General features: G+C 61.7%; 30 protein-coding genes. 15 read left to right on the top strand and 15 right to left on the bottom strand.

Annotation, left to right across the window (positions count from 1 at the left end; all coding sequences use genetic code 11):
- The 5 genes from LOY31_RS07735 to LOY31_RS07715 form a co-directional block, all read right to left on the bottom strand.
- Positions 1–1,089, bottom strand: a complete 1,089-nt coding sequence (locus LOY31_RS07735) for a flagellar basal body P-ring protein FlgI (RefSeq protein ID WP_045121865.1) — start codon at positions 1,087–1,089, stop codon at positions 1–3.
- Positions 1,090–1,116: 27 nt separating this feature from the next.
- The gene (flgH, locus tag LOY31_RS07730) at positions 1,117–1,812 is read right to left on the bottom strand and encodes a flagellar basal body L-ring protein FlgH (RefSeq protein ID WP_085605729.1); all 696 of its coding nucleotides are present in this window, start codon (positions 1,810–1,812) and stop codon (positions 1,117–1,119) included.
- Positions 1,813–1,865: 53 nt separating this feature from the next.
- Positions 1,866–2,651 (bottom strand): flagellar basal-body rod protein FlgG, encoded by a 786-nt coding sequence (flgG, locus tag LOY31_RS07725; protein ID WP_007958342.1) that lies wholly within the window; start codon positions 2,649–2,651, stop codon positions 1,866–1,868.
- 45 nt (positions 2,652–2,696) lie between these two features.
- Entirely contained in the window at positions 2,697–3,437 is a 741-nt protein-coding gene (locus LOY31_RS07720) for a flagellar basal body rod protein FlgF (protein WP_007958343.1), read from the bottom strand.
- Between the two features lie 311 nt (positions 3,438–3,748).
- Positions 3,749–5,308: a sigma-54-dependent transcriptional regulator gene (locus tag LOY31_RS07715; RefSeq protein ID WP_085605727.1), complete on the bottom strand. Its 1,560-nt coding sequence runs from the start codon at positions 5,306–5,308 to the stop codon at positions 3,749–3,751.
- Positions 5,309–5,588: 280 nt separating this feature from the next.
- Between LOY31_RS07715 and phhA the strand changes: the two genes are divergently transcribed.
- From phhA to LOY31_RS07685, 6 genes are all read left to right on the top strand, one after another.
- On the top strand, positions 5,589–6,380 hold the full coding sequence (phhA, locus tag LOY31_RS07710; RefSeq protein ID WP_258713064.1) for a phenylalanine 4-monooxygenase: 792 nt from the start codon (positions 5,589–5,591) through the stop codon (positions 6,378–6,380).
- Positions 6,381–6,490: 110 nt separating this feature from the next.
- The gene (locus LOY31_RS07705) at positions 6,491–6,847 is read left to right on the top strand and encodes a 4a-hydroxytetrahydrobiopterin dehydratase (RefSeq protein ID WP_003222798.1); all 357 of its coding nucleotides are present in this window, start codon (positions 6,491–6,493) and stop codon (positions 6,845–6,847) included.
- A complete protein-coding gene (locus LOY31_RS07700; protein ID WP_258713063.1) occupies positions 6,847–8,040 on the top strand; it encodes an amino acid aminotransferase in 1,194 nt (397 codons plus the stop codon). Before LOY31_RS07705 ends, LOY31_RS07700 begins: the two co-directional genes overlap by 1 nt.
- A 306-nt stretch (positions 8,041–8,346) precedes the next feature.
- Positions 8,347–8,478 (top strand): hypothetical protein, encoded by a 132-nt coding sequence (locus tag LOY31_RS07695; RefSeq protein ID WP_007958347.1) that lies wholly within the window; start codon positions 8,347–8,349, stop codon positions 8,476–8,478.
- Between the two features lie 73 nt (positions 8,479–8,551).
- Entirely contained in the window at positions 8,552–8,731 is a 180-nt protein-coding gene (locus LOY31_RS07690; RefSeq protein WP_007958348.1) for a hypothetical protein, read from the top strand.
- A gap of 95 nt (positions 8,732–8,826) precedes the next feature.
- A complete protein-coding gene (locus LOY31_RS07685) occupies positions 8,827–10,014 on the top strand; it encodes an MFS transporter (RefSeq protein ID WP_162831796.1) in 1,188 nt (395 codons plus the stop codon).
- Here the strand turns inward: LOY31_RS07685 and arfB are convergent.
- The 8 genes from arfB to LOY31_RS07645 form a co-directional block, all read right to left on the bottom strand.
- Entirely contained in the window at positions 10,011–10,424 is a 414-nt protein-coding gene (gene arfB, locus LOY31_RS07680; protein ID WP_011333010.1) for an alternative ribosome rescue aminoacyl-tRNA hydrolase ArfB, read from the bottom strand. The two genes, LOY31_RS07685 and arfB, sit on opposite strands and share 4 nt — an antisense overlap.
- A gap of 90 nt (positions 10,425–10,514) precedes the next feature.
- Positions 10,515–11,933 carry an amino acid permease gene (locus tag LOY31_RS07675; protein WP_085605723.1) on the bottom strand — a complete coding sequence of 473 codons (1,419 nt, stop codon included), beginning with the start codon at positions 11,931–11,933 and terminating at the stop codon, positions 10,515–10,517.
- Positions 11,934–12,781: 848 nt separating this feature from the next.
- The gene (gene rluB / locus LOY31_RS07670) at positions 12,782–13,999 is read right to left on the bottom strand and encodes a 23S rRNA pseudouridine(2605) synthase RluB (RefSeq protein WP_085605721.1); all 1,218 of its coding nucleotides are present in this window, start codon (positions 13,997–13,999) and stop codon (positions 12,782–12,784) included.
- Between the two features lie 153 nt (positions 14,000–14,152).
- On the bottom strand, positions 14,153–14,344 hold the full coding sequence (locus LOY31_RS07665) for a DUF1289 domain-containing protein (protein WP_007958358.1): 192 nt from the start codon (positions 14,342–14,344) through the stop codon (positions 14,153–14,155).
- Positions 14,345–14,346: 2 nt separating this feature from the next.
- Positions 14,347–15,378 carry an SMC-Scp complex subunit ScpB gene (scpB, locus tag LOY31_RS07660; protein ID WP_258713062.1) on the bottom strand — a complete coding sequence of 344 codons (1,032 nt, stop codon included), beginning with the start codon at positions 15,376–15,378 and terminating at the stop codon, positions 14,347–14,349.
- An 11-nt stretch (positions 15,379–15,389) separates the two neighbouring features.
- On the bottom strand, positions 15,390–16,088 hold the full coding sequence (locus LOY31_RS07655; RefSeq protein ID WP_170844946.1) for a ScpA family protein: 699 nt from the start codon (positions 16,086–16,088) through the stop codon (positions 15,390–15,392).
- A gap of 120 nt (positions 16,089–16,208) precedes the next feature.
- A complete protein-coding gene (locus LOY31_RS07650) occupies positions 16,209–16,838 on the bottom strand; it encodes an L-threonylcarbamoyladenylate synthase (RefSeq protein WP_045121866.1) in 630 nt (209 codons plus the stop codon).
- A gap of 13 nt (positions 16,839–16,851) precedes the next feature.
- Positions 16,852–17,715 (bottom strand): PHP domain-containing protein, encoded by an 864-nt coding sequence (locus tag LOY31_RS07645; protein ID WP_258713061.1) that lies wholly within the window; start codon positions 17,713–17,715, stop codon positions 16,852–16,854.
- 87 nt (positions 17,716–17,802) lie between these two features.
- On the opposite strand from LOY31_RS07645, the gene LOY31_RS07640 reads away from it, so the two are divergent.
- The 6 genes from LOY31_RS07640 (at position 17,803) to LOY31_RS07615 (ending at position 22,007) form a co-directional block, all read left to right on the top strand.
- Positions 17,803–18,399 carry a septation protein A gene (locus LOY31_RS07640; protein WP_085605715.1) on the top strand — a complete coding sequence of 199 codons (597 nt, stop codon included), beginning with the start codon at positions 17,803–17,805 and terminating at the stop codon, positions 18,397–18,399.
- Position 18,400: 1 nt separating this feature from the next.
- Positions 18,401–18,700, top strand: coding sequence for a YciI family protein (locus tag LOY31_RS07635; protein ID WP_011333002.1), 300 nt, complete (start codon positions 18,401–18,403; stop codon positions 18,698–18,700).
- A gap of 119 nt (positions 18,701–18,819) precedes the next feature.
- The gene (locus LOY31_RS07630) at positions 18,820–19,230 is read left to right on the top strand and encodes a translation initiation factor 2 (RefSeq protein WP_085605713.1); all 411 of its coding nucleotides are present in this window, start codon (positions 18,820–18,822) and stop codon (positions 19,228–19,230) included.
- A 7-nt stretch (positions 19,231–19,237) separates the two neighbouring features.
- Positions 19,238–19,915 (top strand): response regulator transcription factor, encoded by a 678-nt coding sequence (locus LOY31_RS07625; protein ID WP_007958370.1) that lies wholly within the window; start codon positions 19,238–19,240, stop codon positions 19,913–19,915.
- A 136-nt stretch (positions 19,916–20,051) separates the two neighbouring features.
- Complete coding sequence (locus LOY31_RS07620) at positions 20,052–20,501, top strand: Spy/CpxP family protein refolding chaperone (RefSeq protein WP_085605711.1); 450 nt, start codon at positions 20,052–20,054, stop codon at positions 20,499–20,501.
- Positions 20,502–20,666: 165 nt separating this feature from the next.
- Complete coding sequence (locus LOY31_RS07615; RefSeq protein ID WP_085605709.1) at positions 20,667–22,007, top strand: HAMP domain-containing sensor histidine kinase; 1,341 nt, start codon at positions 20,667–20,669, stop codon at positions 22,005–22,007.
- Positions 22,008–22,012: 5 nt separating this feature from the next.
- Here the strand turns inward: LOY31_RS07615 and LOY31_RS07610 are convergent, their stop codons facing one another.
- A complete protein-coding gene (locus LOY31_RS07610; RefSeq protein WP_085605707.1) occupies positions 22,013–22,579 on the bottom strand; it encodes a nitroreductase family protein in 567 nt (188 codons plus the stop codon).
- Between the two features lie 121 nt (positions 22,580–22,700).
- Between LOY31_RS07610 and LOY31_RS07605 the strand changes: the two genes are divergently transcribed.
- Positions 22,701–24,155: a TrkH family potassium uptake protein gene (locus LOY31_RS07605; protein WP_007958377.1), complete on the top strand. Its 1,455-nt coding sequence runs from the start codon at positions 22,701–22,703 to the stop codon at positions 24,153–24,155.
- Here LOY31_RS07605 and LOY31_RS07600 read toward each other — a convergent pair.
- A complete protein-coding gene (locus LOY31_RS07600; protein ID WP_218191705.1) occupies positions 24,112–25,173 on the bottom strand; it encodes an AraC family transcriptional regulator in 1,062 nt (353 codons plus the stop codon). The two genes, LOY31_RS07605 and LOY31_RS07600, sit on opposite strands and share 44 nt — an antisense overlap.
- Positions 25,174–25,340: 167 nt before the next feature.
- On the opposite strand from LOY31_RS07600, the gene LOY31_RS07595 reads away from it, so the two are divergent.
- Together LOY31_RS07595 and LOY31_RS07590 are read left to right on the top strand one after the other, a co-directional pair.
- The gene (locus LOY31_RS07595) at positions 25,341–25,652 is read left to right on the top strand and encodes a DUF962 domain-containing protein (protein ID WP_127797264.1); all 312 of its coding nucleotides are present in this window, start codon (positions 25,341–25,343) and stop codon (positions 25,650–25,652) included.
- Between the two features lie 24 nt (positions 25,653–25,676).
- Complete coding sequence (locus LOY31_RS07590; protein WP_085605701.1) at positions 25,677–26,267, top strand: HD domain-containing protein; 591 nt, start codon at positions 25,677–25,679, stop codon at positions 26,265–26,267.
- Positions 26,268–26,286: the final 19 nt, after the last annotated feature.

The following is a 26,286-nucleotide window of genomic DNA, read 5'->3' as shown; positions in this document are numbered from 1 at the left end:
TCAGATCACGATCAGGTCGGCTTGCAACGCGCCGGCCTGCTTCAGAGCTTCGAGAATGGCCATCAGGTCACCCGGCGCTGCGCCGACCTGGTTCACCGCCCGGACGATCTCGTCGAGGGTGGTGCCCGGGCCGAACTTGAACATCGGCTTGGCTTCCTGCTCGGCATTCACCCGCGAGCGCGGCACCACGGCGGTCTGGCCGTTGGACAGCGGGCCCGGCTGGCTGACGATCGGGTCTTCGGTGATGGTCACGGTCAGGCTGCCGTGGGTCACGGCGGCTGGCGATACCTTCACGTTCTGGCCGATGACGATGGTGCCGGTACGCGAGTTGATGATGACTTTCGCCACCGCCTGACCCGGATCGACTTCGAGGTTTTCCAGGATCGACAGGTAGTCGACGCGCTGGCTCGGATCGAGCGGCGCGGTCACGCGGATCGAACCGCCGTCGATGGCCTGGGCGACGCCAGGGCCGAGCATGTCGTTGATCTTGTCGACGATGCGCTTGGCGGTGGTGAAGTCGGAACGGTTGAGGTTCAGCGTCAGGCTGTTGCCCTGGTTGAAACCGCTCGGCACCGAACGCTCGACCGATGCACCGCCAGGGATGCGACCGGCCGACGGAACGTTGACGGTGATCTTCGAACCGTCACGACCTTCAGCGTCGAAACCGCCTACCACCAGGTTGCCCTGAGCGATGGCGTAGACGTTGCCGTCGATACCCTTGAGCGGGGTCAGCAACAGAGTGCCGCCGCGCAGGCTCTTGGAGTTACCGATGGACGACACGGTGATATCGACCTGCTGACCCGGCTTGGCGAACGCCGGCAGATCGGCACTCACCGATACCGCCGCAACGTTTTTCAGCTGCACGTTGCCCGATCCCGGCGGCACCTTGATGCCGAACTGCGAGAGCATGTTGTTGAAGGTCTGCAGGGTGAACGGGGTCTGCGTGGTCTGGTCGCCGGTGCCGTTAAGACCGACCACCAGGCCATAGCCGATCAACTGGTTGGAACGCACGCCGGAGATGCTGGCGATGTCCTTCAACCGTTCGGCTTGTGCATTGAAGGCCGCCGACAGCAACAGCGCAGCCACCATAAAGCTTTTCAGATTCAACGTAGCCACCTAGAAAGGGAACAGCGGGCTGAGGAAGAAACGGTCGAACCAGCCTGGCTGACTCGCATCGGCGAACGAACCGGTACCCGAGTAGGTGATGCGCGCATCCGCAACCCGGGTCGAGGACACGGTGTTGTCGGTGGCGATGTCATCGGCCCGCACGAGACCGGCGATCCGCACCAGCTCGTCACCGGTGTTGAGGGTCATCCACTTCTCGCCACGCACGGCGATGATGCCGTTGGGCAGCACGTCGGCGACGGTCACGGTGATCGAGCCGGTCAGGGTGTTGCCCTGGGCGGCCTTGCTGTCACCTTTGGTCGCGCGGTCGCCTTCGTAGCTGGCGCTCAGGCTCAGGTCATTGCTGCCGATCGGGTTGTTGGTGGTCGCACTGCTGCCGAACAACGATGTCAGACCGATGCCGGTCTTGCTGTTCTTGGCCACCTGCGAGTTGGCGTTCTTGCTGGCCTGGGTCCGCTCGTTCAGGGTGATGGTGATGATGTCACCGACCCGGAACGCCTTGCGGTCGCTGTACAGGTTCTGCTCGAAACCGGCCTGATAGATCGAGCCGTTGTTGGCGGCCGACGGCAACGGTGTGCGCGGCAACACCGGGGCGTAGTAAGGATCATTGGGTTTGGGCGTCGGAGCGACGCAGCCCGCGAGCGAGACGACCCCACTCAATGCCACAACAGATACAAAGCGCTTCATGACCCTTACCTCACGGTGTTGCAGGCGACCTCATGGCCGCCTCATAGACTTGATTACAGATTCTGCGTTACGAACGAGAGCATCTGGTCGGCGGTGGAGATCACCTTGGAGTTCATCTCGTACGCGCGCTGGGTGGTGATCATGTTGACCATCTCTTCCACGGTGCTGACGTTGGAGGTTTCCAGGGTGTTCTGCAGGGTGGTGCCGAAACCGTTCAGGCCCGGAGTACCGACTTGCGGTGCACCGGAAGCGGCGGTTTCCAGGAACAGGTTGTTGCCTACCGCTTGCAGACCGGCCGGGTTGATGAAGTCGGCGGTTTGCAGGTTGCCGATCACTTGCGAAGCGGCGTTGCCGGCCACGGTGATCGACACGGTGCCGTCACGGCCTACGGTGAAGGTCTGGGCGTTGTTCGGGATGACGATGGCCGGCTCCAGGGCGAAACCGCTGGCGTTGACGATCTGGCCGTTGGAGTCGAGGTGGAAAGTACCGTCACGGGTGTAGGACGTGGTGCCGTCCGGCTGCAGGATCTGGAAGAAACCGCGACCGTCGATGGCCATGTCCAGCGGCTGCTCGGTGGTTTGCAGGCTGCCGGCGGTGAAGTTTTTCTGGGTGCCGACGATGCGCACACCGGTACCCACTTGCAGACCCGACGGCAGTTCGCTGTCCTGGGTCGACTGGGCGCCTGGCTGACGCTTGATCTGGTACAGCAGGTCCTGGAACTCGGCGCGGTCACGTTTGAAACCCGTGGTCGACACGTTCGCCAGGTTGTTGGAAATGGTGGTCAGGTTGGTGTCCTGGGCGGACAGACCGGTTTTGGCAACCCATAGAGCCGGAAGCATTCGATTCTCCTCGTGCGCCTGTTTTACGGCGCGACGTTCTGATAATTAGCTGATCTGCAAGACCCGAGCCATGGCCTGGTCGTCGTCTTTGGCGGTGTTCATCATCTTGACGTGCAGTTCGAACTGCTTGGCCAGGGCCAGCACCGACGTCATTTCTTCCACGGCATTGACGTTGCTCGACTCCAGGAAACCCGACACCAGTTTGACGTTGGCATCGGCCGGCGCAGGCTGGCCGTCCTTGGTGTAGATCGAACCGTCCAGGCCCTTGTTCATGTTCTTGATGTCCGGGTTGACCAGCTTGATGCGGTCGACTTCGGCCATGACGCGCGGACCCTCGCCCATCGCACGGATGCTGATGGTGCCGTCTTCACCGACTTCCACCTGCTGCTCCGGCGGCACGGCGATCGGACCGCCGTTGCCCATGACCGGCATGCCGTTGCCGGCACGCAATACGCCAAGGGCGTCGATATTGAGGCTGCCGGTGCGCACGTAGCTTTCACCGCCATTAGGGTTCTGCACGGCGATCCAGCCGTTGCCCGACACGGCCACGTCGAGGTCACGGCCGGTCTGCACCAGCGAGCCCGGCGTGAAGTCGGTGGCGGGCCGTTCGCTCATGGCAAACGCACGCGCCGGAAAGCTGTCACCGAACACCGGCATCGAACGCGCCTGTTCCAGGTCGCGCTGAAAACCGTTGGTGGAGATGTTCGCCAGGTTGTTGGCATGAGCCTTTTGCGCCAGTGCGTTCTGGCTGGCGCCGGTCATTGCCACATAAAGGTACTTGTCCACACTCTTTCCTCTGCATGCCGGACGTTTGCCGCCCACCGCTGTACTGCTGAGCCATAAGCAATTTGCAGACCAACTTTTTTCTGGCGGCCAAGGCCCCGGTAAACAAAGGACTTGAGGGATTTTGCGAGGATGAGGGAAATGTATCGAAGTCGAAAAACCGGCGGTGTCATGCCGCTTGGCGGCAAACACTGATGCGGAGGTTGCCCGGACTACCGCTTTCGCGAGCAAGCTCGCTCCCACAAGAGATCGCGTTTCCACTGTGGGAGCGAGCTTGCTCGCGATGAGGCCATCAGAAGCGATGCAACTACCGGTCAAGACTCGCTCTTGCCGACTTCATACTCACGCAGTTTGTTGGCAATCGTGGTGTGCGAAACCCCGAGCCGCTTGCCCAGCTGCCGGCTGCTCGGATGCTCTGAATACAGTCGCTCAAGCACCGCTTTCTCGAAGCGCCCGACAATCTCGTCCAGCCCGCCTTCGAGGGAGAAATCGCCAAGCGGCTGACGCACGCCGTAATCCGGCAGGCGAATGTGCTCGGCCTTGACCGTGCCGCCTTCGCACAGCGAAACCGCCTGGAACAACACGTTCTCCAACTGCCGCACATTGCCCGGCCAATGGTAATGACTGAGCCGGTCCATCGCCGCCGGCGCCAGTTTCGGCAACGGGCAGCCGATCTGCCGGCTGGCCTGATCGAGGAAGTGTTCCACCAGCGGCGTCAAACCGTCGAGGCATTCGCGCAGTGGCGGGATGTGCAGCGACAGCACGTTCAAGCGGTGATACAGATCCTGGCGAAACTCGCCGCGCGCGCACAACTCCGACAGGTCGACCTGGGTTGCGCAGATCACCCGCACGTCCAGGTAAACCTCTTCATCACTGCCCACCCGCCGGAAGCAACCGTCCTGCAGGAAGCGCAGCAATTTCACCTGCAAGCGCGGGCTCATTTCGCCGACGCCATCGAGGAACAGCGTGCCGCCCGCCGTCAGCTCCAGCAGCCCGAGCTTGCCTTCGGCGCGCGCGCCTTCAAAGGCACCGGGGCCGTAGCCGAACAGTTCGGTCTCGGCCATCGACTCCGGCAGTCCCGCGCAGTTGAGCGCCATCAACGGCGACTGACCGCGCGGGCTCGCCAAATGGCAGGCCCGTGCCAGCAATTCCTTGCCAGTGCCGGTTTCGCCCTCAATCAACAACGGCGCATCCAGCGGCGCCATGCGTCGCGCTTCACGCACCACCGCCGCCATCACTTTCGAGCTCTGGAAGATGCTATCGAAGCCACGCAACTCTTGTTTGCGCACGTTATAGATGCGCTCGCCGACCCGGTCCGCGCGGTGCAGGGTGAGCACGGCACCGGCCATGGCCTCGCTGTCGTCGTGTTCCGATTGCAGCGGCGCGATGTCGGCCAGAAAGATGTCGCCCTTGACCTTGACCCGCATGCCGTTGATTCGCGATTTGTTGGCGCGCACCAGTTCCGGCAGGTCAAAATCTTCGGCGTAACGCGACAACGGAATCCCCGGCACCTCGTCCACCCGCACCCCGAGCAACTGCGCCGCCGCACGGTTGGCCGCCACGATGGAGCCGCCCATGTCGATCGACAGCACCGGAAACTCCAGCGCACCGAGCAGCGCATTCAACTCCATGTGCCGCCGCTCGCTGGGCATCAGCCCGACCCGCTTGACGCCGAACACCCCGGCAATCGCCTCGAACTTCGGTCGCAACGCCTGGAACTGAATGTTGATCAGGTTCGGGCAATGCAGGTAGATCGCGTTGCCATGCTCACCGCCCACCTCGCCACGGGCGACGTTGATCCCGTACTCCACCAGCAGATTGAGAATGTCGCGCAGGATGCCGATGCGGTTCTGGCAGTGGACTTTGATACGCATATAAAGGCCCGAAACAGGTGAAGAGGCGGTCTGACGCCGGAATTTTCTGCGCAGCGCGCAAGATAGTCGTCAAGATTATGTGACAGCCATCGGCCTTTTCAAACCCGACAGTCACCGCAAACACGACTTATCGCACGAAGCGTAACGAAAACTTTACGAATTAAAGAGACTTTTCCTACTCGACCAGTCTTCAACCTGCTGCAACAACGAACGTTCCGGGGTATTTCTCAGTCCATCGCAGGACATAACAAGAACGAAATTCCCCTCGCAGGAGAGCAGTATGAAGCAGACGCAATACGTGGCCCGCGAGCCCGATGCGCAAGGTTTTATCGACTACCCCGCCGAAGAACACGCGGTGTGGAACACGCTGATCACCCGCCAGTTGAAAGTGATCGAGGGTCGTGCGTGCCAGGAATACCTGGACGGTATCGAAAAACTCGGTCTGCCCCACGACCGCATTCCGCAACTGGGCGAAATCAACAAGGTGCTCGGCGAGACCACCGGTTGGCAGGTTGCCCGCGTCCCGGCGCTAATCCCCTTCCAGACCTTTTTCGAATTGCTCGCCAGCAAGCAGTTTCCGGTGGCCACGTTCATTCGTACCCGTGAAGAACTGGACTACCTGCAAGAGCCGGACATTTTCCACGAGATCTTTGGCCACTGCCCGCTGCTGAGCAACCCGTGGTTCGCCGAATTCACCCACACCTACGGCAAGCTCGGCCTGCAAGCGACCAAGGAAGAACGCGTTTATCTGGCGCGTCTGTACTGGATGACCATCGAGTTTGGCCTGGTCGACACCCCGCAAGGCAAACGCATCTACGGTGGCGGCATCCTGTCTTCGCCGAAAGAAACTGTTTATTCGCTGTCGGACGAGCCCGAGCATCAGGCCTTCGATCCGCTGGAAGCGATGCGCACGCCCTACCGCATCGACATTCTGCAACCGCTGTATTTTGTCCTGCCGAACCTCAAGCGCCTGTTCGACCTGGCCCACGAAGACATCATGGCCATGGTCAAGCAAGGCATGCAGCTGGGTTTGCACGCGCCGAAGTTTCCGCCAAAACCAAAAGCCGCGTGACCCGCGACTTTTGCTTACAAGTGAGTCTGTCCGTCGTCGCCACTTTGGTTTAGCGTGGCGACACTGACCGCCAATATAAAAAAACACCTTCAGATTTCAGGAAGTCCACCATGTCCACTTTGAACCAAGCCCATTGCGAAGCCTGCCGCGCCGATGCCCCACAAGTCAGCGATGAAGAACTGCCGATCCTGATCAAGCAGATCCCTGACTGGAACATCGAAGTACGCGACAGCATCATGCAGCTGGAAAAAGTCTTCCTGTTCAAGAATTTCAAGCACGCGCTGGCCTTCACCAACGCCGTCGGCGAGATCTCCGAGGCCGAAGGTCACCACCCGGGCCTGCTGACCGAGTGGGGTAAAGTCACCGTGACCTGGTGGAGCCACTCGATCAAAGGCCTGCACCGCAACGACTTCATCATGGCCGCGCGCACTGACGAAGTGGCCAAGACCGCAGAAGGACGCAAGTAATGCACTTCGACGCCATCGGCCGGGTGCCCGGCGACCCGATCCTCGGCCTGATGGAGGCCTACGCGCAGGACTCCAACCCGCGCAAGTTCGACCTCGGCGTGGGCGTCTACAAGGATGCCCAGGGCCTGACGCCGATCCCCGAAGCGGTGAAAATCGCCGAGGCGCGTCTGGTCGAGAGCCAGGACACCAAGACCTACATCGGTGGCCACGGCAATCCGCTGTTCGGCAAGGTCATCAACGAGCTGGTGCTCGGTGCCGATTCGGCGCTGATCGCCGGGCAACGCGCCGGCGCCACCCAGACCCCGGGTGGCACGGGCGCCCTGCGCCTGGCAGCGGATTTCATCGCGCAATGCCTGCCGGGCAAAGGCGTGTGGCTGAGCAACCCGACCTGGCCGATCCACGAAACGATTTTCGCGGCCGCAGGGGTCAAGATCAGCCATTACCCGTACGTCGGCAGCGACAACCGCCTCGATGTCGACGCGATGCTCGCCGTGCTCAATGAAGTGCCGAAAGGCGATGTGGTGCTGCTGCACGCGTGCTGCCACAACCCGACCGGTTTCGATCTGAGTCACGACGACTGGCAGCGAGTGCTGGATGTGGTGCGCAGCCGTAATCTGCTGCCGCTGATCGACTTTGCCTACCAGGGCTTTGGCGACGGTCTGGAGCAGGATGCATGGTCGACCCGGCTGTTCGCCGCCGAGTTGCCCGAGCTGCTGATCACCAGTTCCTACTCGAAGAACTTCGGCCTGTACCGCGACCGCACCGGTGCGTTGATCGTCAGCGCGAAAACCGCTGACAAGCTCATCGATATCCGCAGCCAGCTGGCGCACATCGCCCGTAACCTGTGGTCAACGCCGCCGGATCACGGCGCGGCTGTGGTCGCCACGATCCTCGCCGACCCGGAGCTGAAAAGCCGCTGGGCCGACGAAGTGGAAGCCATGCGCCTGCGCATCGCCCAATTGCGCAGCGGGCTGGTGGAAGCGCTGGAACCGCACGGTCTGCGTGAGCGCTTTGCGCACATCGGCGTGCAACGCGGGATGTTCTCCTACACCGGCCTGTCGCCGGAACAGGTGAAAAACCTGCGCGAGCATCACAGCGTGTACATGGTCAGCTCGGGCCGGGCCAACGTCGCCGGGATTGATGCGACACGTCTGGATCTGCTGGCCGAAGCGATCGCCAGCGTCTGCAAATAACTCCCCCTTGTCTTGATCGTTCCCACGCTCCGCGTGGGAATGCCTCAATGGACGCTCCGCGTCCGCTTCGGCAGGGACGCAGAGCGTCCCGGGCTGCATTCCCACGCAGAGCGTGGGAATGATCAGGCACGGAACACGGGGTCGATCAGGGCTGCGTCACCCTGTCGCACTTGTCTAGACAATCCCGCCCGTCGAAACAAATGGATTTAAAAATCTGTTTGTCACTTTTCCTGCTGTATCCTTCGCAGGCTTTCTGAAAGCGCGGATCTACCAGATCTATCAACAGACTTAGCGAGGAGCGCAACCATGCACGAGATTCCGAATCTCCCCTTCCCAAGCCTGCACGAAACTGAGCAGACGACCACGCAACAAGCCGGTGCCCAACAGCCCGAGCCGAAAGAAGCCGCCGAGAGCCGTCCGGCCGACAGCGAAGAGTAAGCAACACCCGCCGTACAGACCGTGTGGAAAGCGCTAACATGCGCTTTCCACACTGCCTGAAACCTGAGCTGCCATGTCCAAAGAATTCGATGAACAACAGGCCGAGATCCTGATCGGTGCCACCGAAAAGATGATCGAGATCTGGAGCCGTCTCTCGCCCGAGAAACAGGCCGCCCTGCTCGCCCGTTTCGGCAGCGAGGAAAACGCGCTGGCCGCACTGGTCACCACGCAATTGGTCGCCCCGGCCAAATAGTTTTACTTTTCCCCGCCCCAGACGCGTCCGCATCGGTATCATGAGCAGCCTATCTATTCTGCTCTTCCCGTGGATCGTAATTCATGTCGTCCTCTATGCCAGAACCCCAGCGTCCCCTGGCGGTCACGCTGCAAGTCGTTTCCATCGTCCTGTTCACCTTCATCGGCTACCTGAACATCGGCATTCCGCTGGCGGTGCTGCCAGGTTATGTGCACAGCGACCTGGGCTTCGGCGCGGTCATCGCCGGGCTGGTGATCAGCGTGCAATACCTCGCCACGCTGCTCAGTCGTCCGTATGCCGGCAAGATCATCGATAACAAGGGCAGCAAACGTGCGGTGATGATTGGTCTGGCCGGTTGTGGCTTGAGCGGTGTGTTCATGCTGATTTCGGCGTGGACGCCCAACCTGCCGCTGCTGAGCCTGATCAGCCTGTTCGTCGGCCGTCTGGTGCTGGGCAGCGCTGAAAGCCTGGTCGGCTCAGGCTCGATCGGCTGGGGCATCGGCCGCGTCGGCGCCGCCAACACCGCCAAGGTCATCTCGTGGAACGGCATCGCCAGTTACGGTGCGCTGGCGGTCGGTGCGCCGCTGGGGGTGTGGCTGGTCAGCCGTTTTGGCTTGTGGAGCATGGGCGTGAGCATTCTGTTGCTGGCCACGCTGGGGCTGTTGCTGGCCTGGCCGAAAACCGCCGCGCCGATTGTGGCTGGTGAGCGTCTGCCGTTCATGCATGTCCTCGGTCGCGTCTTCCCGCACGGCTGCGGACTGGCGCTGGGCTCGATCGGTTTCGGCACTATCGCCACCTTCATCACTCTGTATTACGCCACGCAGCACTGGGATAACGCGGTGCTGTGCCTGAGCCTGTTCGGCGCCAGCTTCATCGGTGCGCGGCTGCTGTTCGGCAACTTGATTAACCGCCTCGGCGGCTTTCGTGTGGCGATTGCCTGCCTGTCGGTGGAAACCCTGGGCCTGCTGTTGCTGTGGCTCGCGCCGGACGCGCACTGGGCATTGGCCGGTGCGGCATTGAGCGGTTTCGGTTTCTCACTGGTGTTCCCGGCGCTGGGCGTGGAAGCCGTAAACCTGGTGCCAGCCTCCAGTCGAGGTGCGGCGGTCGGGGCGTATTCGTTGTTCATCGACTTGTCGCTGGGCATCACCGGGCCGCTGGCGGGAGCCATTGCGGCGGGCTTCGGTTTTGCCTCGATCTTCCTGTTCGCCGCCCTCGCCGCGCTGAGCGGCCTGGCACTGAGCGTCTACCTGTACCGCCACACGGCGAAGTACCGCGAAGACTAGAAATCCACCTTGCCGCGCCCGGCCTTGATGCTGCCGCGCTTGGTTTTCGACTCGAGCCGACGCTTCTTTGAACCCAGCGTCGGCTTGGTCGGCCGGCGCTTCTTTTCAACCTTGGTAGCGCTGAGAATCAACTCGGTCAAACGCTCCAGCGCATCGGCGCGATTCTGTTCCTGCGTGCGGTACTGCTGGGCCTTGATGATCAGCACGCCGTCGCCGGTAATGCGACTGTCGCGCAACGCCAGCAGCCGCTCCTTGTAGAACTCAGGCAAGGACGAGGCCGGAATGTCGAAGCGCAGGTGCACGGCGCTGGAGACCTTGTTGACGTTCTGCCCACCGGCGCCCTGGGCGCGGATGTACGTCAGTTCGATCTCGGCATCCGGCAGATGCACGTTGTTGGAAATCACCAGCATGGAAAAGCGTCCGTATTCAGAACCCGCAGGATACCGCGAAAGCACAAAAAACCCGGCACGTGGCCGGGTTTGTTGTTTTTGCTGCGACGCTTACTTGGCAGCGTTCGCCGCGTGCAGTGCCTGCTGTGCACCGCGCTTGTTCTTGATCACGTAGCAGACCCACATGAACACCACCCACACCGGGATCGCGTACACCGAGATCTGGATGCCCGGGATCAGCAGCATCACGCCGAGAATAAACAGGACGAACGCCAGGCAGATGTAGTTGCCGTACGGGTACCACAGCGCCTTGAACAGCGGCTTCTGGTGGGTCTTGTTCATGTGCTGGCGGAACTTGAAGTGCGAGAAGCTGATCATCGCCCAGTTGATCACCAGCGTTGCAACCACCAGCGACATCAGCAGTTCCAGCGCGTGTTGCGGGATCAGGTAGTTGAGCAGCACCGCCACCAGAGTCACTGCCGCCGAGGCCAGGATCGAACGCACCGGCACGCCGCGCTTGTCGATCTTCGCCAGCGCTTTCGGCGCATCGCCCTGCTCGGCCATGCCCAGCAGCATGCGGCTGTTGCAGTAGGTGCCGCTGTTGTACACCGACAATGCCGCGGTCAGGACCACGAAGTTGAGGATGTGCGCAGCGGTGTTGCTGCCGAGCATCGAGAACACCTGCACGAACGGGCTGCCGCTGTAGGAGTCGCCGGAAGCGTTGAGGGTTTCCAGCAGGCTGTCCCATGGGGTCAGCGACAGCAGGATCACCAGTGCGCCGATGTAGAAAATCAGGATCCGGTAGATCACCTGGTTGATCGCTTTCGGGATCACGGTTTTCGGCTTGTCGGCTTCGGCTGCGGTGAAACCGAGCATCTCCAGACCGCCGAAGGAGAACATGATGATCGCCATGGCCATCACCAGACCGCTCACGCCGTTCGGGAAGAAGCCACCGTGGGACCACAGGTTGCTGACCGAAGCCTGCGGGCCGCCATGGCCGCTGACCAGCAGGTAGCTACCCAGGGCGATCATCCCGACGATTGCCACGACCTTGATGATCGCGAACCAGAATTCGGCTTCACCGAAGACTTTGACGTTGGCCAGGTTGATCGCGTTGATCAGCACGAAGAACGCGGCGGCGGTGACCCAGCTCGGGATCTCCGGCGCCCAGTAGTGGATGTACTTGCCGACTGCGGTCAGCTCCGACATGCCCACCAGGATGTACAGGATCCAGCAGTTCCAGCCCGACAGGAAGCCGGCGAAACCGCCCCAGTATTTGTGTGCGAAATGACTGAAGGAACCGGCCACCGGCTCTTCGACGATCATTTCGCCGAGCTGGCGCATGATCATGAAGGCGATGAAGCCGCAGATGGCATAGCCGAGGATCATCGACGGGCCGGCGGATTTCAGCACCCCGGCCGAGCCGAGGAACAATCCGGTACCGATCGCGCCACCGAGGGCGATCAGTTGAATATGGCGATTTTTCAGGCCGCGTTTCAGCTCGCCTGATTGCGAGTTTTGTCCACTCATGAAAAAGGTCTCACGCAAGGTTTGATGATGTTCAGTAGACGTTGCTGCAAGGTTGCGATTTCAGCCAACCTTGATCAAACCCCAGCGCAGGCACCAGGAATTCAGCTTTTTTACAACGGTCATGCGTCACCTGTTTGTTTTTATCTGTGACGAAATCGAACCCGACACGCTTGTGACGCGGCGGAGTGAACAAGGTGGATAAACCTTGAGGTTTGCGCGATTACGCAGAGGGTCACAGTTAAAACGCGGCGCATTGTACACCGCTAACCCCCTGCTGCCAGACCTCGCCGGATCAGCGTGTCGGTTGCCGGGATTGCATGTGTCCACCCCGGGAGGCCCGGGCGGCTGCAAAAATTGAGTCAGGCCTTTGCAGGCCATCGGCGTGGACGATGGAAAATCCGCCCCACGTGGAGAAGTGAAATTGGATTACGGCGTTCATTGCGCCTCCTTCTTGTTATGCACCTGCACGACAGGCATGCAGCGCATCTCACCTTCCAAACGACGCTGAAACAAGCGCGCCAGAGCGCTGCGCAAGGCCCGGCGGGCGTGGCTCCGGCAGATTTTCCTTACAGCCTGACAAAGGCACCCGATTCACGGGACTGCGACAGCTTTTTCGTAAATATTCACTGACAGTGCGTAACGTAAAGTTTCCACTCCAGACCCATCGAAGCGCCGTCCGGTAATTGACGTTAGCTGGCTAACTATTTGAAAGGCGTTAAGTTTTTTGTTTTAAAACAAGAAAAACACGCCCAAAAAATAGAAATAAAAAGTCCAAAAAAAAACGCCAACCCTGAGGTTGGCGTTTCTGTTTTCAGCTTGAAGCTTGCCGCTCGCAGCTTACAACCGCGTTATTCCGGCTTCTTGCGACCGAAACCCGGACGCTGGCCGGAACCGGCCGGTGCGCCACGACGCTTGCCCGACGGCTTGTCATCGTCAGCCAGCTTGATGCCTGGACGCTTCGGCGCCGGCTTGGACGGACGCTTGGTGTCGACTGGACGATCCGCCACCGGCGTACCGCGACCTTCGCCCCGCTCGGTACGGCCGTTGGCCGGACGCGGAGTGCGTGGGCCGCGCTCGCCATCCGGACGCGCTGCCGGCTTGCGACCTGGACGCTCGCCTTCGATCTGCGGCTCGCGGACCGGACGCGGACCGGCGCCAATCGGTGCACCGTTGGCCGGACGCAGGGTGCGCACGCGCTCGGTACGGGCCATCGGACGCGACGACTTGCGCTGCATGCGGTCGAGCTTGTCTTTGCTCTTGGCATTCAGTTGCGGCATCGCCACCGGGGTCAGGCCGACTTCGGCGCTCAGTACGTCGACTTCGTACTGGCTCATTTCGCGCCAGCGGCCCATCGGCAGGTCGGAGTTGAGGAACACCGGACCGAAACGCACGCGCTTCAGGCGGCTGACCACCAGGCCCTGGGATTCCCACAGACGACGTACTTCACGGTTACGGCCTTCCATCACCACGCAGTGATACCAGTGGTTGAAGCCTTCGCCGCCCGGTGCCTGTTGAATGTCGGTGAAACGCGCCGGGCCGTCTTCCAGCACAACGCCAGCCTTCAGGCGCTCGATCATTTCGTCGTCGACTTCGCCACGCACACGCACCGCGTACTCACGGTCCATCTCGTAGGACGGGTGCATCAGACGGTTGGCCAGTTCACCGTCGGTGGTGAACATCAGCAGACCGGTGGTGTTGATGTCGAGACGACCGATGTTGATCCAGCGGCCTTCTTTCGGACGCGGCAGCTTGTCGAACACGGTCGGACGGCCTTCCGGGTCGTCACGGGTGCAGATCTCGCCATCGGGTTTGTTGTACATGATCACGCGGCGAACCGACTCGGCGGCTTCTTCACGCTTGATGACCTTGCCATCAATGGTGATGGCGTCGTGCATGTCGACGCGCAGGCCCAAGGTGGCGTCTTTGCCATTGACCTTGATCCGGCCGGCAGCGATCCAGGATTCGACGTCACGGCGCGAGCCGACGCCGATACGGGCGAGTACTTTCTGCAGCTTTTCGCCTGCTGGGCCGATTTCCTGGTCGTCTTTCTGATTGATGTCACTCATCTGGGCACCTCCCGGTGTGGTCTGTTCAGCGGCGCTGAATGAGCCGCTGAAGCGTTGAAATCTGGGTTTTCGGGCGAAGGGATCGCCGAAGGGTCGCGAATCATACGCGGATGTGGCCGCGCGCGCATCAGAGACTAGTCGATCAGGGCAAGGTTATTTCTTTTTCCGCCGACCGGTGGCCCCGAGCTTGATAAGACGCAGCGCGGCTTCGGCCAGTACGGTGCGCTTGTCGTCCTTGTCGAGTTTCTTCCAGGCCCGGATCTCGCGCTTGCTGCGGCCGCAGCCCAGACAGATGTCGTCGCTGAACTTGCAGACGCTGATGCACGGGTCTTTGGTCGAGCTCATGCTCAATCCTCGAACTCGCGGCGTTCGGCTTCGATGGCTTCGGCCAGGGCGCGGGCTTCGGCTTCTTCTTCGCTCAGCTCTTCTTCTACGACTGGTTCCGGAGCGGGCTGTTCGAGACGGGCGACGGCAGCCAGCAGTTTTTCCCGGGCTTCGGCCACGCCGAGCACATCGTCTTCCTGCTCGGGCTCGGGCTCGAATTCTGACTCGGACTCAAATTCAGTCTCAAATTCAGGCTCAAATTCAGATTCTGGCTCAACCTCGTCCGGCGGCTCGAGCGGATCGGACTCAACCCCGGTCGGCATCGACTCGCCACCCACTCCGTCACGCAGCAAGTCGTCGAAGTCGGTCTTGATCCCCTCCTCCATGCTGTCCAGTTCCAGCAGCAGGGTGTGGAAACTGGTTTCTTCTTTCGGTTCTTCCGGCTCGGCGCTGGCGTCGGCCAGCTCCTGCAAGCCCGGCGGCACGGGAGCGTCGTCGAAGTCGAGCACCGGATCGGCCTCGATCTCGCGCAACTCGGCCAGCGGCGGCAGGTCGTCGAGGTTCTTCAGGTTGAAGTGATCGAGAAACGCCTTGGTGGTGGCGAACATCGCCGGTTTGCCCGGCACGTCGCGGTAACCGACGATGCGGATCCACTCGCGCTCGATCAGCGTCTTGACGATGTTGGTGTTGACCGCCACGCCCCGCACATCCTCGATTTCACCCCGGGTGATCGGCTGGCGATAGGCGATCAGCGCCATGGTTTCCAGCAATGCTCGGGAATAGCGCTGCGGGCGCTCTTCCCACAAACGACCGACCCACGGCGCGAACTTCTCGCGGATTTGCAGCCGATAGCCGGAGGCGACTTCCTTGAGCTCGAACGCCCGCCCTTCGCAGGACTTGCCGAGCAGCGTCAGGGCTTTCTTGAAGACCGGCGGTTCCGGGCGTTCGCCCTCTTCGAACAGTTCATAGAGGCGTTCGAGGGATTGCGGCTTTCCCGAGGCCAACAGAAAGGCTTCAAGCAGGGACGCCAGCTCGCGGGGTTCAGTCAGGTTCATATCGGGACTCGTTATTCGGCTCGGGCTCGCACGTGGATCGCGGCGAACGGCTCATTCTGCACCAGCTCGATCAGGGATTCCTTGACCAGTTCAAGGATCGCCATGAAGGTCACCACCACGCCGAGCTTGCCCTCTTCGGCGGTGAACAGCTCGACGAACGGCACAAACCCGCCGCCCTTGAGCCGCTCCAGCACGTCGCTCATGCGCTCGCGGGTGGACAGCGCCTCGCGGCTGACCTGATGGCTTTCGAACATGTCGCCCCGGCGCAGCACTTCGGCCATGGACATCAGGATTTCTTCCAGCGCCACATCGGGCAACAGCTTGCGCGCGCGGGCTTCCGGGGCATCGAGCTTGGGCACGATCACGTCGCGGCCGACCCGGCTCAAGCCATCGATGCCTTCGGCGGCAGCCTTGAACCGTTCGTACTCCTGCAGGCGGCGGATCAGTTCGGCGCGCGGGTCGTCTTCTTCGTCCTCGACGGTTTCGGCCCGGGGCAGGAGCATCCGCGACTTGATCTCGGCCAGCATCGCGGCCATCACCAGGTATTCTGCAGCCAGTTCCAGACGCACCGACTGCATCAGCTCGACATAGCCCATGTACTGGCGGGTGATTTCCGCCACCGGGATGTCGAGGATGTTGATGTTCTGTTTGCGGATCAGGTACAGCAGCAGGTCGAGCGGGCCTTCGAAGGCTTCGAGGAAGACTTCCAGCGCGTCGGGCGGGATGTACAGGTCCAGCGGCATTTCCGTGACCGCCTGGCCATAGACCATGGCAAACGGCAGTTCCTGCTGGGCACCGGCCTGGGGATCAACGGTTTCCACTGCGGACATTCAGGCCTCGACCATGAATGGCGCAGGATCGCCGCAACCGACGCGGATCACTTCCGGATCGTCGCCCGTGAGGTCGATCACGGTGGAGGCCTTGATACCGCCAAAGCCGCCATCGATGATCAGGTCCACCTGATGCTCCAGCAACTGGCGCATTTCATACGGATCGCTCAACGGGTCTTCTTCGCCCGGCATGATCAGGGTCACGCTCATCAGCGGCTCGCCCAGTTCGGCCAGCAGCGCCAACGCGATCGGATGGCTCGGCACCCGCAGACCGATGGTGCGTTTCTTCGGATGCAGCAACAGACGCGGTACTTCACGCGTGGCGTTGAGAATGAAGGTGTACGGTCCCGGCAAGTGGGCTTTGAGGATTCGAAAGGTCCCGGTGTCGATCTTGGCGTAGTTGCCCAGTTGCGACAGATCGCTGCAGATCAGCGCGAAGTTGTGCTTTTCGTCGAGCTGACGCAGGCGTCGAACGCGCTCGATGCCGTTCTTGTCGCCGATCTGGCAGCCGATTGCGTAGGAAGAGTCCGTGGGATAGACCACCACCCCGCCCTTGCGGATGATCTCGACCGCCTGTTTGATCAGGCGCGCTTGCGGGTTTTCCGGATGAATCTGGAAAAATTGACTCACATTCTCTACCTGTTCAGACGGCGGCAATAATTGTGTCATGTTTGAACCGACCCCACAGGGGTGGAAGGTCCTCCGGCACCGGCCGGTACTGGCCGATCTCGGACCAGCCACCAGGGCCATGGAAATCACTGCCGGCGCTGACCAGCAGACCGAACTCACGGGCAAGGATTGCCAGGCTGCCCACCTGTTCCGCAGGCTGGTGGCCGTTGACCACTTCGATCGCATGCCCGCCTGCTTGAATATAGTCGGCAATCAGCTTTCGGCGCTTGCTGCGGGTGAAATCGTAGTGCCACGGATGCGCCAGACTGACCCAGGCACCGGCGGCGCGCAGCGTGCCGACGGTGTCTTCGAGGGTCGGCCAGTGTTGCTTGACGTCCCCCAGCTTGCCGGCGCCGAGCCATTTGCGAAACGCCTCGGCGCGATCCTTTACAAAACCTTCACGCACCATCCAGTCGGCGAAATGCGGGCGGGCCGGCGCGTTGCCGCTGTCGCCCAGTTCCTGCTGGATCTGCCGCGCGCCGTCGAGCGCATTCGGCATGCCCTTGAGGGCGAGCTTGCGACTTATTTCCTCAGACCGCAGCCAGCGGCCGTCGTGCAACTGCGCAATCGCCTCGACCAACGGCGCGGCGTTGACGTCGAAACCGTAGCCGAGCACGTGAATGGTCGCCCCGCCCCAGGTGCAGGACAACTCGACGCCGTTGACCAGTTGCATGCCCAGCGCCTCGGCGGCCGTGCGCGCTTCGGCGAGGCCTTCGAGAGTGTCGTGATCGGTCAGGGCCAGGACTCGCACGCCGTTCTCGAACGCACGCGCAACCAGTGCCGCAGGCGCCAGGGCGCCATCGGAGGCCGTGCTGTGGCAGTGCAAATCAACATTCACGGGGATGTGTAACCTCAAATCAGCTGGCGCTATCGCGCGCCCATATGTTTGTTATTATGCCGCCACATCCAGCTTCTGGCTCTCACTGTGAAACAATTCATCGATTTCATCCCGCTTCTGCTGTTCTTCATCGTCTACAAACTCGATCCACGCACCGTCGACGTTGCCGGCCATGAACTGACGGTCGGCGGCATTTACAGTGCAACCGCCGTGCTGATCATCAGCTCCCTGGTGGTGTACGGCGCGATCTTCATCAAGCAGCGCAATCTGGAGAAGAGCCAGTGGCTGACGCTGGTCGCCTGCCTCGTGTTCGGCAGCCTGACCCTGGCCTTTCACAGCGAAACCTTCCTGAAATGGAAAGCCCCGGTGGTCAACTGGCTGTTCGCCCTGGCCTTCATCGGCAGCCATTTCATCGGTGACCGCCTGCTGATCAAACGCATCATGGGTCACGCGCTGGCCCTGCCGGATCCGGTCTGGACCCGACTGAACATCGCCTGGATCGGTTTCTTCCTGTTCTGCGGGGCCGCCAACCTGTTCGTCGCCTTCACCTTCCAGGACTACTGGGTGGACTTCAAGGTGTTCGGCAGCCTGGGCTTGACCGTGCTGTTCCTGGTCGCTCAGGGCATCTACCTGTCCCGTCACCTGCACGACGCCGATACCACAACGCCAAAAACCGAGGACTGACATGCTCTACGCCATCATTGCCACCGACGTCGCCAATTCCCTGGAAGCCCGCCTCGCTGCGCGCCCGGCACACCTTGAACGCCTGCAAGTGCTCAAGGGCGAAGGCCGCATCGTACTGGCCGGCCCGCACCCGGCGGTCGATAGCAATGACCCTGGCGCAGCAGGTTTCAGCGGCAGCCTGATCGTTGCCGAATTCGACTCCCTGAGCGCGGCGCAAGCCTGGGCCGATGCCGACCCGTACATCGCCGCCGGCGTCTACGCCAACGTGATCGTCAAGCCGTTCAAGCAAGTCCTGCCGTAACCTCCCCGCCAATACCCCTACGCGATGAACCTTGTCGGTTCATCGCGTTCTCAATCGCTCATTATTCTCGTTTGCCGGCCGACAACCTGCCCAATATCCATTTGGAAACAGGAGTCGCGATGCGCAAGGGTCCGTTGTGTCTGATGTTGGTCACGTTGTCGATCGTGGCGCCCGCCCATGGTGAAGAAAGCAATGAAGGCGGCAGCTCCACACCGCTGTCGTTGAGCGCCGGCAGTCAGATCACCGAGTTACAGCAGCGCCTGAAGGCCAGTGAGCAGCAACGGGAAGAACTGAGCAAACAACTGCAAAGTGCCGACAACACCCGCGAAAGCGCCCAGCTCGCCCGGTTGCGCCAGGAGAACCAGCGTCTGAAGCTGCAACTCAAGGAAGCCCAGGCCAGCCCGCTGCCGCGCCTGCTGACCGAACAGCAGCAATGGTTCGTCACCGGGGCCGGGGTAGCGCTATTGGCGCTGCTCTGCGGTATCTTTGCCAGTGGAGCAAGCCGAAAACGTCGGCAATGGCTAAATTGAGTGAGTCATGAGCGAGCTGTTACTGATTGATGATGACCAGGAGTTGTGCGAACTCCTGAGTAGCTGGCTGAGCCAGGAAGGCTTTCAGGTCCGGGCCTGCCACGATGGTCAGAGCGCCCGCAAGGCGCTGGCCGAAACCGCGCCGGCGGCCGTGGTGCTGGACGTGATGCTGCCCGACGGCAGCGGTCTGGAACTGCTCAAGCAACTGCGCAGCGATCATGCCGACCTGCCGGTGCTGATGCTCTCGGCCCGGGGCGAACCGCTGGACCGGATCCTCGGCCTGGAACTGGGCGCCGACGATTACCTGGCCAAACCCTGCGATCCGCGCGAACTGACCGCCCGCCTGCGCGCCGTGCTGCGCCGCAGTCATCCGGCCGCCGTGTCGACCCAGCTGGAGCTGGGCGACCTGAGCTTCAGCCCGGTGCGCGGCGTGGTCAGCATCGACGAAAAGGAATTCACCCTCACCGTCTCCGAAAGCCGCCTGCTCGAAGCCCTGCTCAAGCAACCGGGCGAGCCGCTGGACAAACAGGAACTGGCGCAGATCGCCCTCGGCCGCAAGCTGACGCTGTACGACCGCAGCCTGGACATGCACGTCAGCAACCTGCGCAAAAAGATCGGCCCGCACCCCGACGGGCGCCCGCGCATCGTCGCCCTGCGCAGCCGTGGCTACTACTACAGCCTCTGATCGTCTGTAAGTTTTGTCAGGTCGGCGCGAAAACGTGTTTACCCAAGCTTTACACAGCGCTGACCGCCGCTGACCTTGATCTCCGTAATCTGTACTCATCCGGAACGTACCGGGAACGAGACAAAGGAGATTCACCATGCGCAAGACTCTTATCGCTCTGATGTTTGCCGCTGCCCTGCCGACCGTCGCCATGGCCATGCCACAGGATGGCGGCCCGATGGGTGGCCCGCTGGACGGCCCGCGCCATGGCGGTCAGATGCACGGCATGCACGGCAAAGGCCCGTACAGCCAGCTGGACCTGTCCCGCGAACAGCGCGAGCAGATCCGCAAGATCATGGGCGAGCAGATGCACGAGCGTAAGCAGACGGTCGACAAATACCTGGAGAAACTCTCGCCAGCCGACCAGAAAGCCATGAAGGACGAGATGGCGGCCAATCACAAGAAAGCCGAATCCGATGTCCGCGCCGTGTTGAAACCGGATCAACAGAAGAAATTCGACGAGATCCAGAAGAAACAGGCCGAGCGTCGCGCCGAATGGGCCGAGTTCAAAGCCTGGAAAGCGCAACAGCCGCAAAAGGCGCAATAATGTTCGGACCCGACGGTTCACGCCGTCGGGTCTTTTTTCACCCAGCCCAATGTGGGAGCGAGCCTGCTCGCGATAGCGTAGTGTCAGACAGCTCAGTCTTGTCTGATACACCGCTATCGCGAGCAGGCTCGCTCCCACAGGTTTGCGCTTGTTTGAGGATTTTCTGTGCGTTCATTGTTCTGGCGTATCCTCGCCAGCTTCTGGCTGGCCATCGCTCTGGTTGCAGGGCTTTCCATTCTGCTGGGGCACATGCTCAACCAGGACGCGTGGATCCTCAGCCGCCATCCGGGCCTCAACACCCTGGCCGCGGAGTGGACGCAGACCTACGAAGCCCAGGGCGAAGATGCCGCCCAGGACATCCTCGAACAGCGCAAGCGCCAATACCACATCGACGTGCAAGTGCTGAACGAAAGCGGCGACCCGGTGGTACGCGGCACCTTCCCCCGTCGCGCGGCCGCCTTCGAGGCGCGGCAGAACAACGATGACCGACGCCTGCCCTGGCGTCGCCTGACCGACGAATTCACCAGCGACAAAAGCGGCGACACCTACCTCTTCATCTACCGCATCCCGCACCCGGAACTCGACGCCTGGCACCGCGAAAGCCTGCTCTGGCCGTTGAGTGCGCTGGGCATTGCGTTGGTAGTGCTGACCCTGTTCAGCCTGCTGGTGACGTTTTCCATCACTCGCCCGCTCAGTCGCCTGCGCGGCGCAGTGCATGACCTCGGCCAGACCACCTATCAACAGAACAGCCTCGCGCAACTGGCCAACCGCCGCGATGAGTTCGGTGTGCTGGCCAACGACTTCAACCGCATGGGCGCGCGCCTGCAAAGTCTGATCGGCAGTCAGCGCCAGTTGCTGCGCGACGTGTCCCACGAGTTGCGTTCACCGCTGGCCCGACTGCGCATCGCGCTGGCACTGGCCGAGCGTGCAAGTCCGGAAGAACGGGAAAAGCTCTGGCCGCGCCTGACTCGCGAGTGCGATCGGCTGGAAGCGCTGATCAGTGAAATTCTGGTGTTGGCGAGGGTCGATGCCGACAACGCCAGCGCCGAAGACGTGGATCTGAATGCCTTGCTCGCCACCCTGCAAAAGGACGCGCAACTCGGTTCGCCGGAGCAGACCGTGCGTCTGGAGGCCGAGCCGGCGCTCAATCTGACAGGCTGGCCGACCATGATCGAACGCGCCGTGGACAACCTGCTGCGCAATGCCCAACGCTTCAACCCGGTGGGGCAGTCGATTGAAATGCAGGCGTCACGTCAGGGTGAGCGGATCGTGGTCAGCGTGCGTGACCATGGGCCGGGGGTGCAGGCCGAGCATCTGAGCCAGTTGGGCGAACCGTTTTATCGAGCGCCGGGGCAGACCGCTGCGGGCCATGGCCTGGGGCTGGCGATAGCCCGGCGGGCGGCGGAGCGGCATGGCGGGACGCTGGTGCTGGCCAATCACCCGCAGGGCGGGTTTGTGGCCAGTCTTGAGTTACCGCTGGAGCCTGGGGCTGTTGTTCAGCCCTGATGGAGTCAGGCTTTACCCGACCAGGCACTGACAAACTCCGCCAGATCAACCTTCTCGGCCACCCGCGGTTCTTTCTGCGGCGTGCCGAGGTAGAGGAACGCAATCACCTCTTCGTCATCCGTCAGGCCCAAACCCTTGGCGACATGTTTCGAATACGCCAGATCACCCGTACGCCACACCGCGCCAATTCCCTGCGCGTAAGCCGCCAATAGAATCCCGTGCGCCGCACAGCCCGCCGCCAGCAGTTGCTCGGCCTTAGGGTATTTGACGTGATCCTGCAATTTGGCGATGACCACGACCACCAGCGGCGCCCGCAGCGGGCCGTTGCGGGCCTTGTCGATCATCGCTTCGGTGACTTCGCCTTCCTGCATTTTTGCAGCTTCGGCCAGCAACTCGCCCATCTGCTCACGCGCCGCGCCTTCGACGGTCAGGAAGCGATACGGCTGCAAATGGCCGTGATCCGGTGCGCGGGTCGCGGCGGCAAACAGCACTTCGCGCTGTTCGGCGGTGGGGGCCGGATCGATCAGTCGTGGAACGGAAACACGGTTGAGCAAAGCGTCGAGAGCCTGCATCGGCCACCTCCTGAAAAAAATGTCCGGCTATTCTAGCTGCAAGTGATCCAGACGCGTCGGTTTACATGCCTTGCACCGCAGGTAGAATGGCGCCCTTCCCACATCAGCCCGAGCGGACTTCATGGCGTTGCCGACCTTACGGATCATTGGTTTCATCATCGGCATCTTCCTGATCACCCTGGCCATCGCCATGGTCGTGCCCATGGCCACCCTGGTGATTTTCGAGCGCACCGGCGATCTGCCGTCGTTCCTCTGGGCGAGCATGATCACCTTCGTCGCCGGCCTCGCGCTGGTGATTCCCGGTCGCCCGGAACACATTCACCTACGCCCCCGGGACATGTACCTGCTGACCGTCAGCAGCTGGCTGGTGGTGTGCATCTTTGCCGCGCTGCCGTTTTTGCTGACTCAGCACATCAGCTACACCGACTCGTTCTTCGAAAGCATGTCCGGCATCACGGCCACCGGGTCGACCGTGCTCAACCATCTGGACGACATGTCCCCCGGCATCCTGATGTGGCGCTCGCTGCTGCACTGGATCGGCGGCATCGGCTTCATCGGCATGGCGGTGGCGATCCTGCCGCTGCTGCGCATCGGCGGCATGCGCCTGTTCCAGACCGAATCCTCGGACCGCTCGGAAAAGGTCATGCCCCGCTCGCACATGGTGGCGCGGCTGATCGTGGCGGCGTACGTCGGCATCACGATTCTCGGCAGCCTCGCGTTCTGGTGGGCCGGGATGAGCCCGTTCGATGCGATCAACCACGCGATGTCGGCGATTTCCACCGGCGGGTTCTCGACCTCCGACCAGTCCCTGGCCAAGTGGACGCAACCGGCGGTGCACTGGGTGGCGGTGGTGGTGATGATTCTCGGCAGCCTGCCGTTCACCCTGTATGTAGCGACACTGCGCGGCAACCGCCGGGCGCTGATCAAGGATCAACAGGTGCAGGGTTTGCTCGGCATGTTGCTGGCGACCTGGCTGGTGCTCGGCACCTGGTACTGGTGGACTACCAACCTGCATTGGCTGGACGCGCTGCGCCATGTCGCGCTGAACGTGACGTCGGTGGTCACTACCACGGGGTTTGCGTTGGGGGACTACAGCCTGTGGGGCAACTTCTCGCTGATGCTGTTCTTCTATCTGGGCTTCGTCGGTGGCTGTTCCGGGTCGACGGCGGGCGGGATCAAGATCTTCCGTTTCCAGGTCGCCTACATTTTGCTCAAGGCCAACCTTAACCAGCTGATTCACCCGCGTGCGGTGATCAAGCAGAAGTACAACGGTCACCGCCTCGACGAAGAGATCGTCCGTTCGATTCTGACCTTTTCGTTCTTCTTCGCCATCACCATCTGCGTGATCGCCCTGCTGCTGTCGCTGTTGGGCGTGGACTGGATGACGGCGTTGACCGGCGCCGCCAGCACCGTGTCCGGCGTCGGCCCAGGCCTGGGCGAGACTATCGGCCCGGCCGGCAACTTCGCCAGCCTGCCGGATGCGGCCAAGTGGATTCTGTCGTTCGGCATGCTGCTCGGCCGACTGGAGATCATTACGGTGTTTGTACTGTGTATTCCGGCGTTCTGGCGTCACTGATCGCGTTCGGCGCTTCCAGCAACCGCGCCCGGTAATCGCCGGGCGTGGTGTCGAACCAGCGGCGGAAGGCGCGGAAGAAATTGCTCGGGTCGGCAAACCCCAGCAGATAGGCAATCTCCAGCAGGGTCATGCTCGGCTGCGCCAGGTATTGCTCGGCGAGTTCGCGGCGAGTGTCGTCGAGCAACTGCTGAAAACTGGTGCCCTCCTCTTGCAAGCGTCGTTGCAAGGTGCGCTGCGACAGATGCAGGGTCTGCGCCACCGCATCGCGCTTGGGTTCGCCTTGCGGCAGCAAGCGGCACAACACCTGACGCGCCTTGTGCGTCACGCGGCTTTCGGAAAACCGCGCCAGATACTCCCCGGCAAACCGGTCGTGCAGCAACGCCATCGCCTCGTTGGCGGTGGGCAGCGGCGCTTCCATGTCGGCGCGTTCGAAGATCAGCGCGTCGTACGGCGCGTTGAACACCAGCGGTGCATGGAAGGCTTGTTTGTAGGGTTCGAGATCATCCGGCTCATCGCCCTGCACCAGCACTTTGCGCGGATGCAGCGTGCGCCCGGTCAGCCAGCCGCACAGCGCCAGCGCGCAGGCCAGCGAAGCTTCGGCACTTTGCCGGGTCGGCGGCAGATGATCGCCATGCACCGTCAGGATCAGCGCATAACCTTCATCGAGCAGGCGAAAACTCAGGTCGGCACTTTCGGCGATGATCCGCTGATAACGCACCAGTCGCTGAAAACCTTCCGCCAGCGTATTGCTGGACATCAGCGCATAGCCCGCAACATGGAACGAAGCCGGCCGCACCACCTTGCCCATGTTCAGGCCGATCGCCGGATTACCGGACAGCTCGACCGCCCGTTGCCAGAGTCGGGTCATGGAATCCTGTGGGAAGCGTGCGTCCGGATCCTCCAGCGCCGCGTAGTCGAGCCCCAGCTGTCTGAACAAAACCCGGCAATCCAGGCCGTCCATTTCCAGTGCTTTGACAATCCCCATCGCCCAGCTTGCAGAAGTCGTTCGTTCGCTCATGGCGTTTTTTCTTGGATGACATGGTGAGCCGCATACTACGGCCGATTTCCCAAGGATAGTAAAGTGGCGCCGATTGTCACTGGCCGACGCCATTGATCACTCTAGACTCAAATAAGCTACCCGCCGAACAACTTGCAATCAGAACAATAACCACAGAGATCGCAGTCGTGGAAACCATCAAGCATTTCAACAGCTTCGCCGAGTTCTATCCGTATTACCTCAGCGAGCACAGCAACAGCACCTGCCGTCGCCTGCATTTCATCGGCACGACGCTGGTGATCTTCATTCTCGCCCTGACCATCGCCAAGGGCGCCTGGCTGCTTTTACTTGCGCTGCCGCTGGCGGGCTACAGCTTTGCCTGGGTCGGCCATTTCTTTTTCGAGAAAAACCGCCCGGCCACCTTCCAGCATCCGTTCTACAGCCTGCTCGGCGACTTCGTCATGTACCGCGACATGATCCTGGGCCGCGTGCCGTTCTAGAAATTCCGACCAAGAGGACTGCCGATGAATGCCACTGCCCGTTTCACCCACATGAAGGACGGCACACAGGACGACTGGGCGATCATTGCGGCGGATTTCAGCGCCTACGCCCGTCAGTTGCCGGGCCGGATCATGGCCCACCTGAAACTGCTCGAAGGCGATTTCGGCGGTTTCCCGGTGGATCGCCTGACCCACTCGCTGCAAACCGCCACCCGCGCCTTTCGCGACGGCCGCGACGAGGAATACGTGGTCTGCGCCCTGCTCCATGACATCGGCGACACCCTCGGTTCGTACAATCACCCGGACATCGCTGCCGCCATCCTCAAGCCATTCGTCAGTGCCGAAAACCTGTGGATGGTGGAGAAGCACGGGATCTTCCAGGGCTACTACTTCTTCCATCACCTGGGCATGGATCGGCACCTGCGCGAGCAATTCAGCGACCATCCGCAGTTTCTGGCGACCGCGGAGTTCTGCGCCAAATATGACGCGGCAGCGTTCGATCCCGAGTACGACACCCTGCCGCTGAGCTTCTTCGAGCCGATGATGGAAAGGCTGTTCGCCCAGCCGAAAAACTCGATCTACAAGGCGGCGATGGAAGAGCACAGCCCGGCCTGATGTTGTCTGCACCGGCCTC

It is taken from the genome of Pseudomonas sp. B21-021, assembly GCF_024749205.1.
GTDB classification, from domain to species: Bacteria; Pseudomonadota; Gammaproteobacteria; order Pseudomonadales; family Pseudomonadaceae; genus Aquipseudomonas; species Aquipseudomonas paraglycinae.
Note: the sequence above shows the minus strand (reverse complement) of the source record. Positions and strands in the feature narration are given on the sequence as shown.

Bases quoted from the DNA above. Each gene is read 5' to 3' on its own strand.
- LOY31_RS07735 (WP_045121865.1), bottom strand. From the start codon at position 1,089: ATGGTGGCTGCGCTGTTGCTGTCGGCGGCCTTCAATGCACAAGCCGAA.
- flgH (WP_085605729.1), bottom strand. From the start codon at position 1,812: ATGAAGCGCTTTGTATCTGTTGTGGCATTGAGTGGGGTCGTCTCGCTC.
- flgG (WP_007958342.1), bottom strand. From the start codon at position 2,651: ATGCTTCCGGCTCTATGGGTTGCCAAAACCGGTCTGTCCGCCCAGGAC.
- LOY31_RS07715 (WP_085605727.1), bottom strand. From the start codon at position 5,308: ATGCGTATCAAAGTCCACTGCCAGAACCGCATCGGCATCCTGCGCGAC.
- phhA (WP_258713064.1), top strand. From the start codon at position 5,589: ATGAAGCAGACGCAATACGTGGCCCGCGAGCCCGATGCGCAAGGTTTT.
- LOY31_RS07705 (WP_003222798.1), top strand. From the start codon at position 6,491: ATGTCCACTTTGAACCAAGCCCATTGCGAAGCCTGCCGCGCCGATGCC.
- LOY31_RS07700 (WP_258713063.1), top strand. From the start codon at position 6,847: ATGCACTTCGACGCCATCGGCCGGGTGCCCGGCGACCCGATCCTCGGC.
- LOY31_RS07695 (WP_007958347.1), top strand. From the start codon at position 8,347: ATGCACGAGATTCCGAATCTCCCCTTCCCAAGCCTGCACGAAACTGAG.
- LOY31_RS07690 (WP_007958348.1), top strand. From the start codon at position 8,552: ATGTCCAAAGAATTCGATGAACAACAGGCCGAGATCCTGATCGGTGCC.
- LOY31_RS07685 (WP_162831796.1), top strand. From the start codon at position 8,827: ATGCCAGAACCCCAGCGTCCCCTGGCGGTCACGCTGCAAGTCGTTTCC.
- arfB (WP_011333010.1), bottom strand. From the start codon at position 10,424: ATGCTGGTGATTTCCAACAACGTGCATCTGCCGGATGCCGAGATCGAA.
- LOY31_RS07675 (WP_085605723.1), bottom strand. From the start codon at position 11,933: ATGAGTGGACAAAACTCGCAATCAGGCGAGCTGAAACGCGGCCTGAAA.
- rluB (WP_085605721.1), bottom strand. From the start codon at position 13,999: ATGAGTGACATCAATCAGAAAGACGACCAGGAAATCGGCCCAGCAGGC.
- LOY31_RS07665 (WP_007958358.1), bottom strand. From the start codon at position 14,344: ATGAGCTCGACCAAAGACCCGTGCATCAGCGTCTGCAAGTTCAGCGAC.
- scpB (WP_258713062.1), bottom strand. From the start codon at position 15,378: ATGAACCTGACTGAACCCCGCGAGCTGGCGTCCCTGCTTGAAGCCTTT.
- LOY31_RS07635 (WP_011333002.1), top strand. From the start codon at position 18,401: ATGCTCTACGCCATCATTGCCACCGACGTCGCCAATTCCCTGGAAGCC.
- LOY31_RS07630 (WP_085605713.1), top strand. From the start codon at position 18,820: ATGCGCAAGGGTCCGTTGTGTCTGATGTTGGTCACGTTGTCGATCGTG.
- LOY31_RS07625 (WP_007958370.1), top strand. From the start codon at position 19,238: ATGAGCGAGCTGTTACTGATTGATGATGACCAGGAGTTGTGCGAACTC.
- LOY31_RS07620 (WP_085605711.1), top strand. From the start codon at position 20,052: ATGCGCAAGACTCTTATCGCTCTGATGTTTGCCGCTGCCCTGCCGACC.
- LOY31_RS07610 (WP_085605707.1), bottom strand. From the start codon at position 22,579: ATGCAGGCTCTCGACGCTTTGCTCAACCGTGTTTCCGTTCCACGACTG.
- LOY31_RS07605 (WP_007958377.1), top strand. From the start codon at position 22,701: ATGGCGTTGCCGACCTTACGGATCATTGGTTTCATCATCGGCATCTTC.
- LOY31_RS07600 (WP_218191705.1), bottom strand. From the start codon at position 25,173: ATGAGCGAACGAACGACTTCTGCAAGCTGGGCGATGGGGATTGTCAAA.
- LOY31_RS07590 (WP_085605701.1), top strand. From the start codon at position 25,677: ATGAATGCCACTGCCCGTTTCACCCACATGAAGGACGGCACACAGGAC.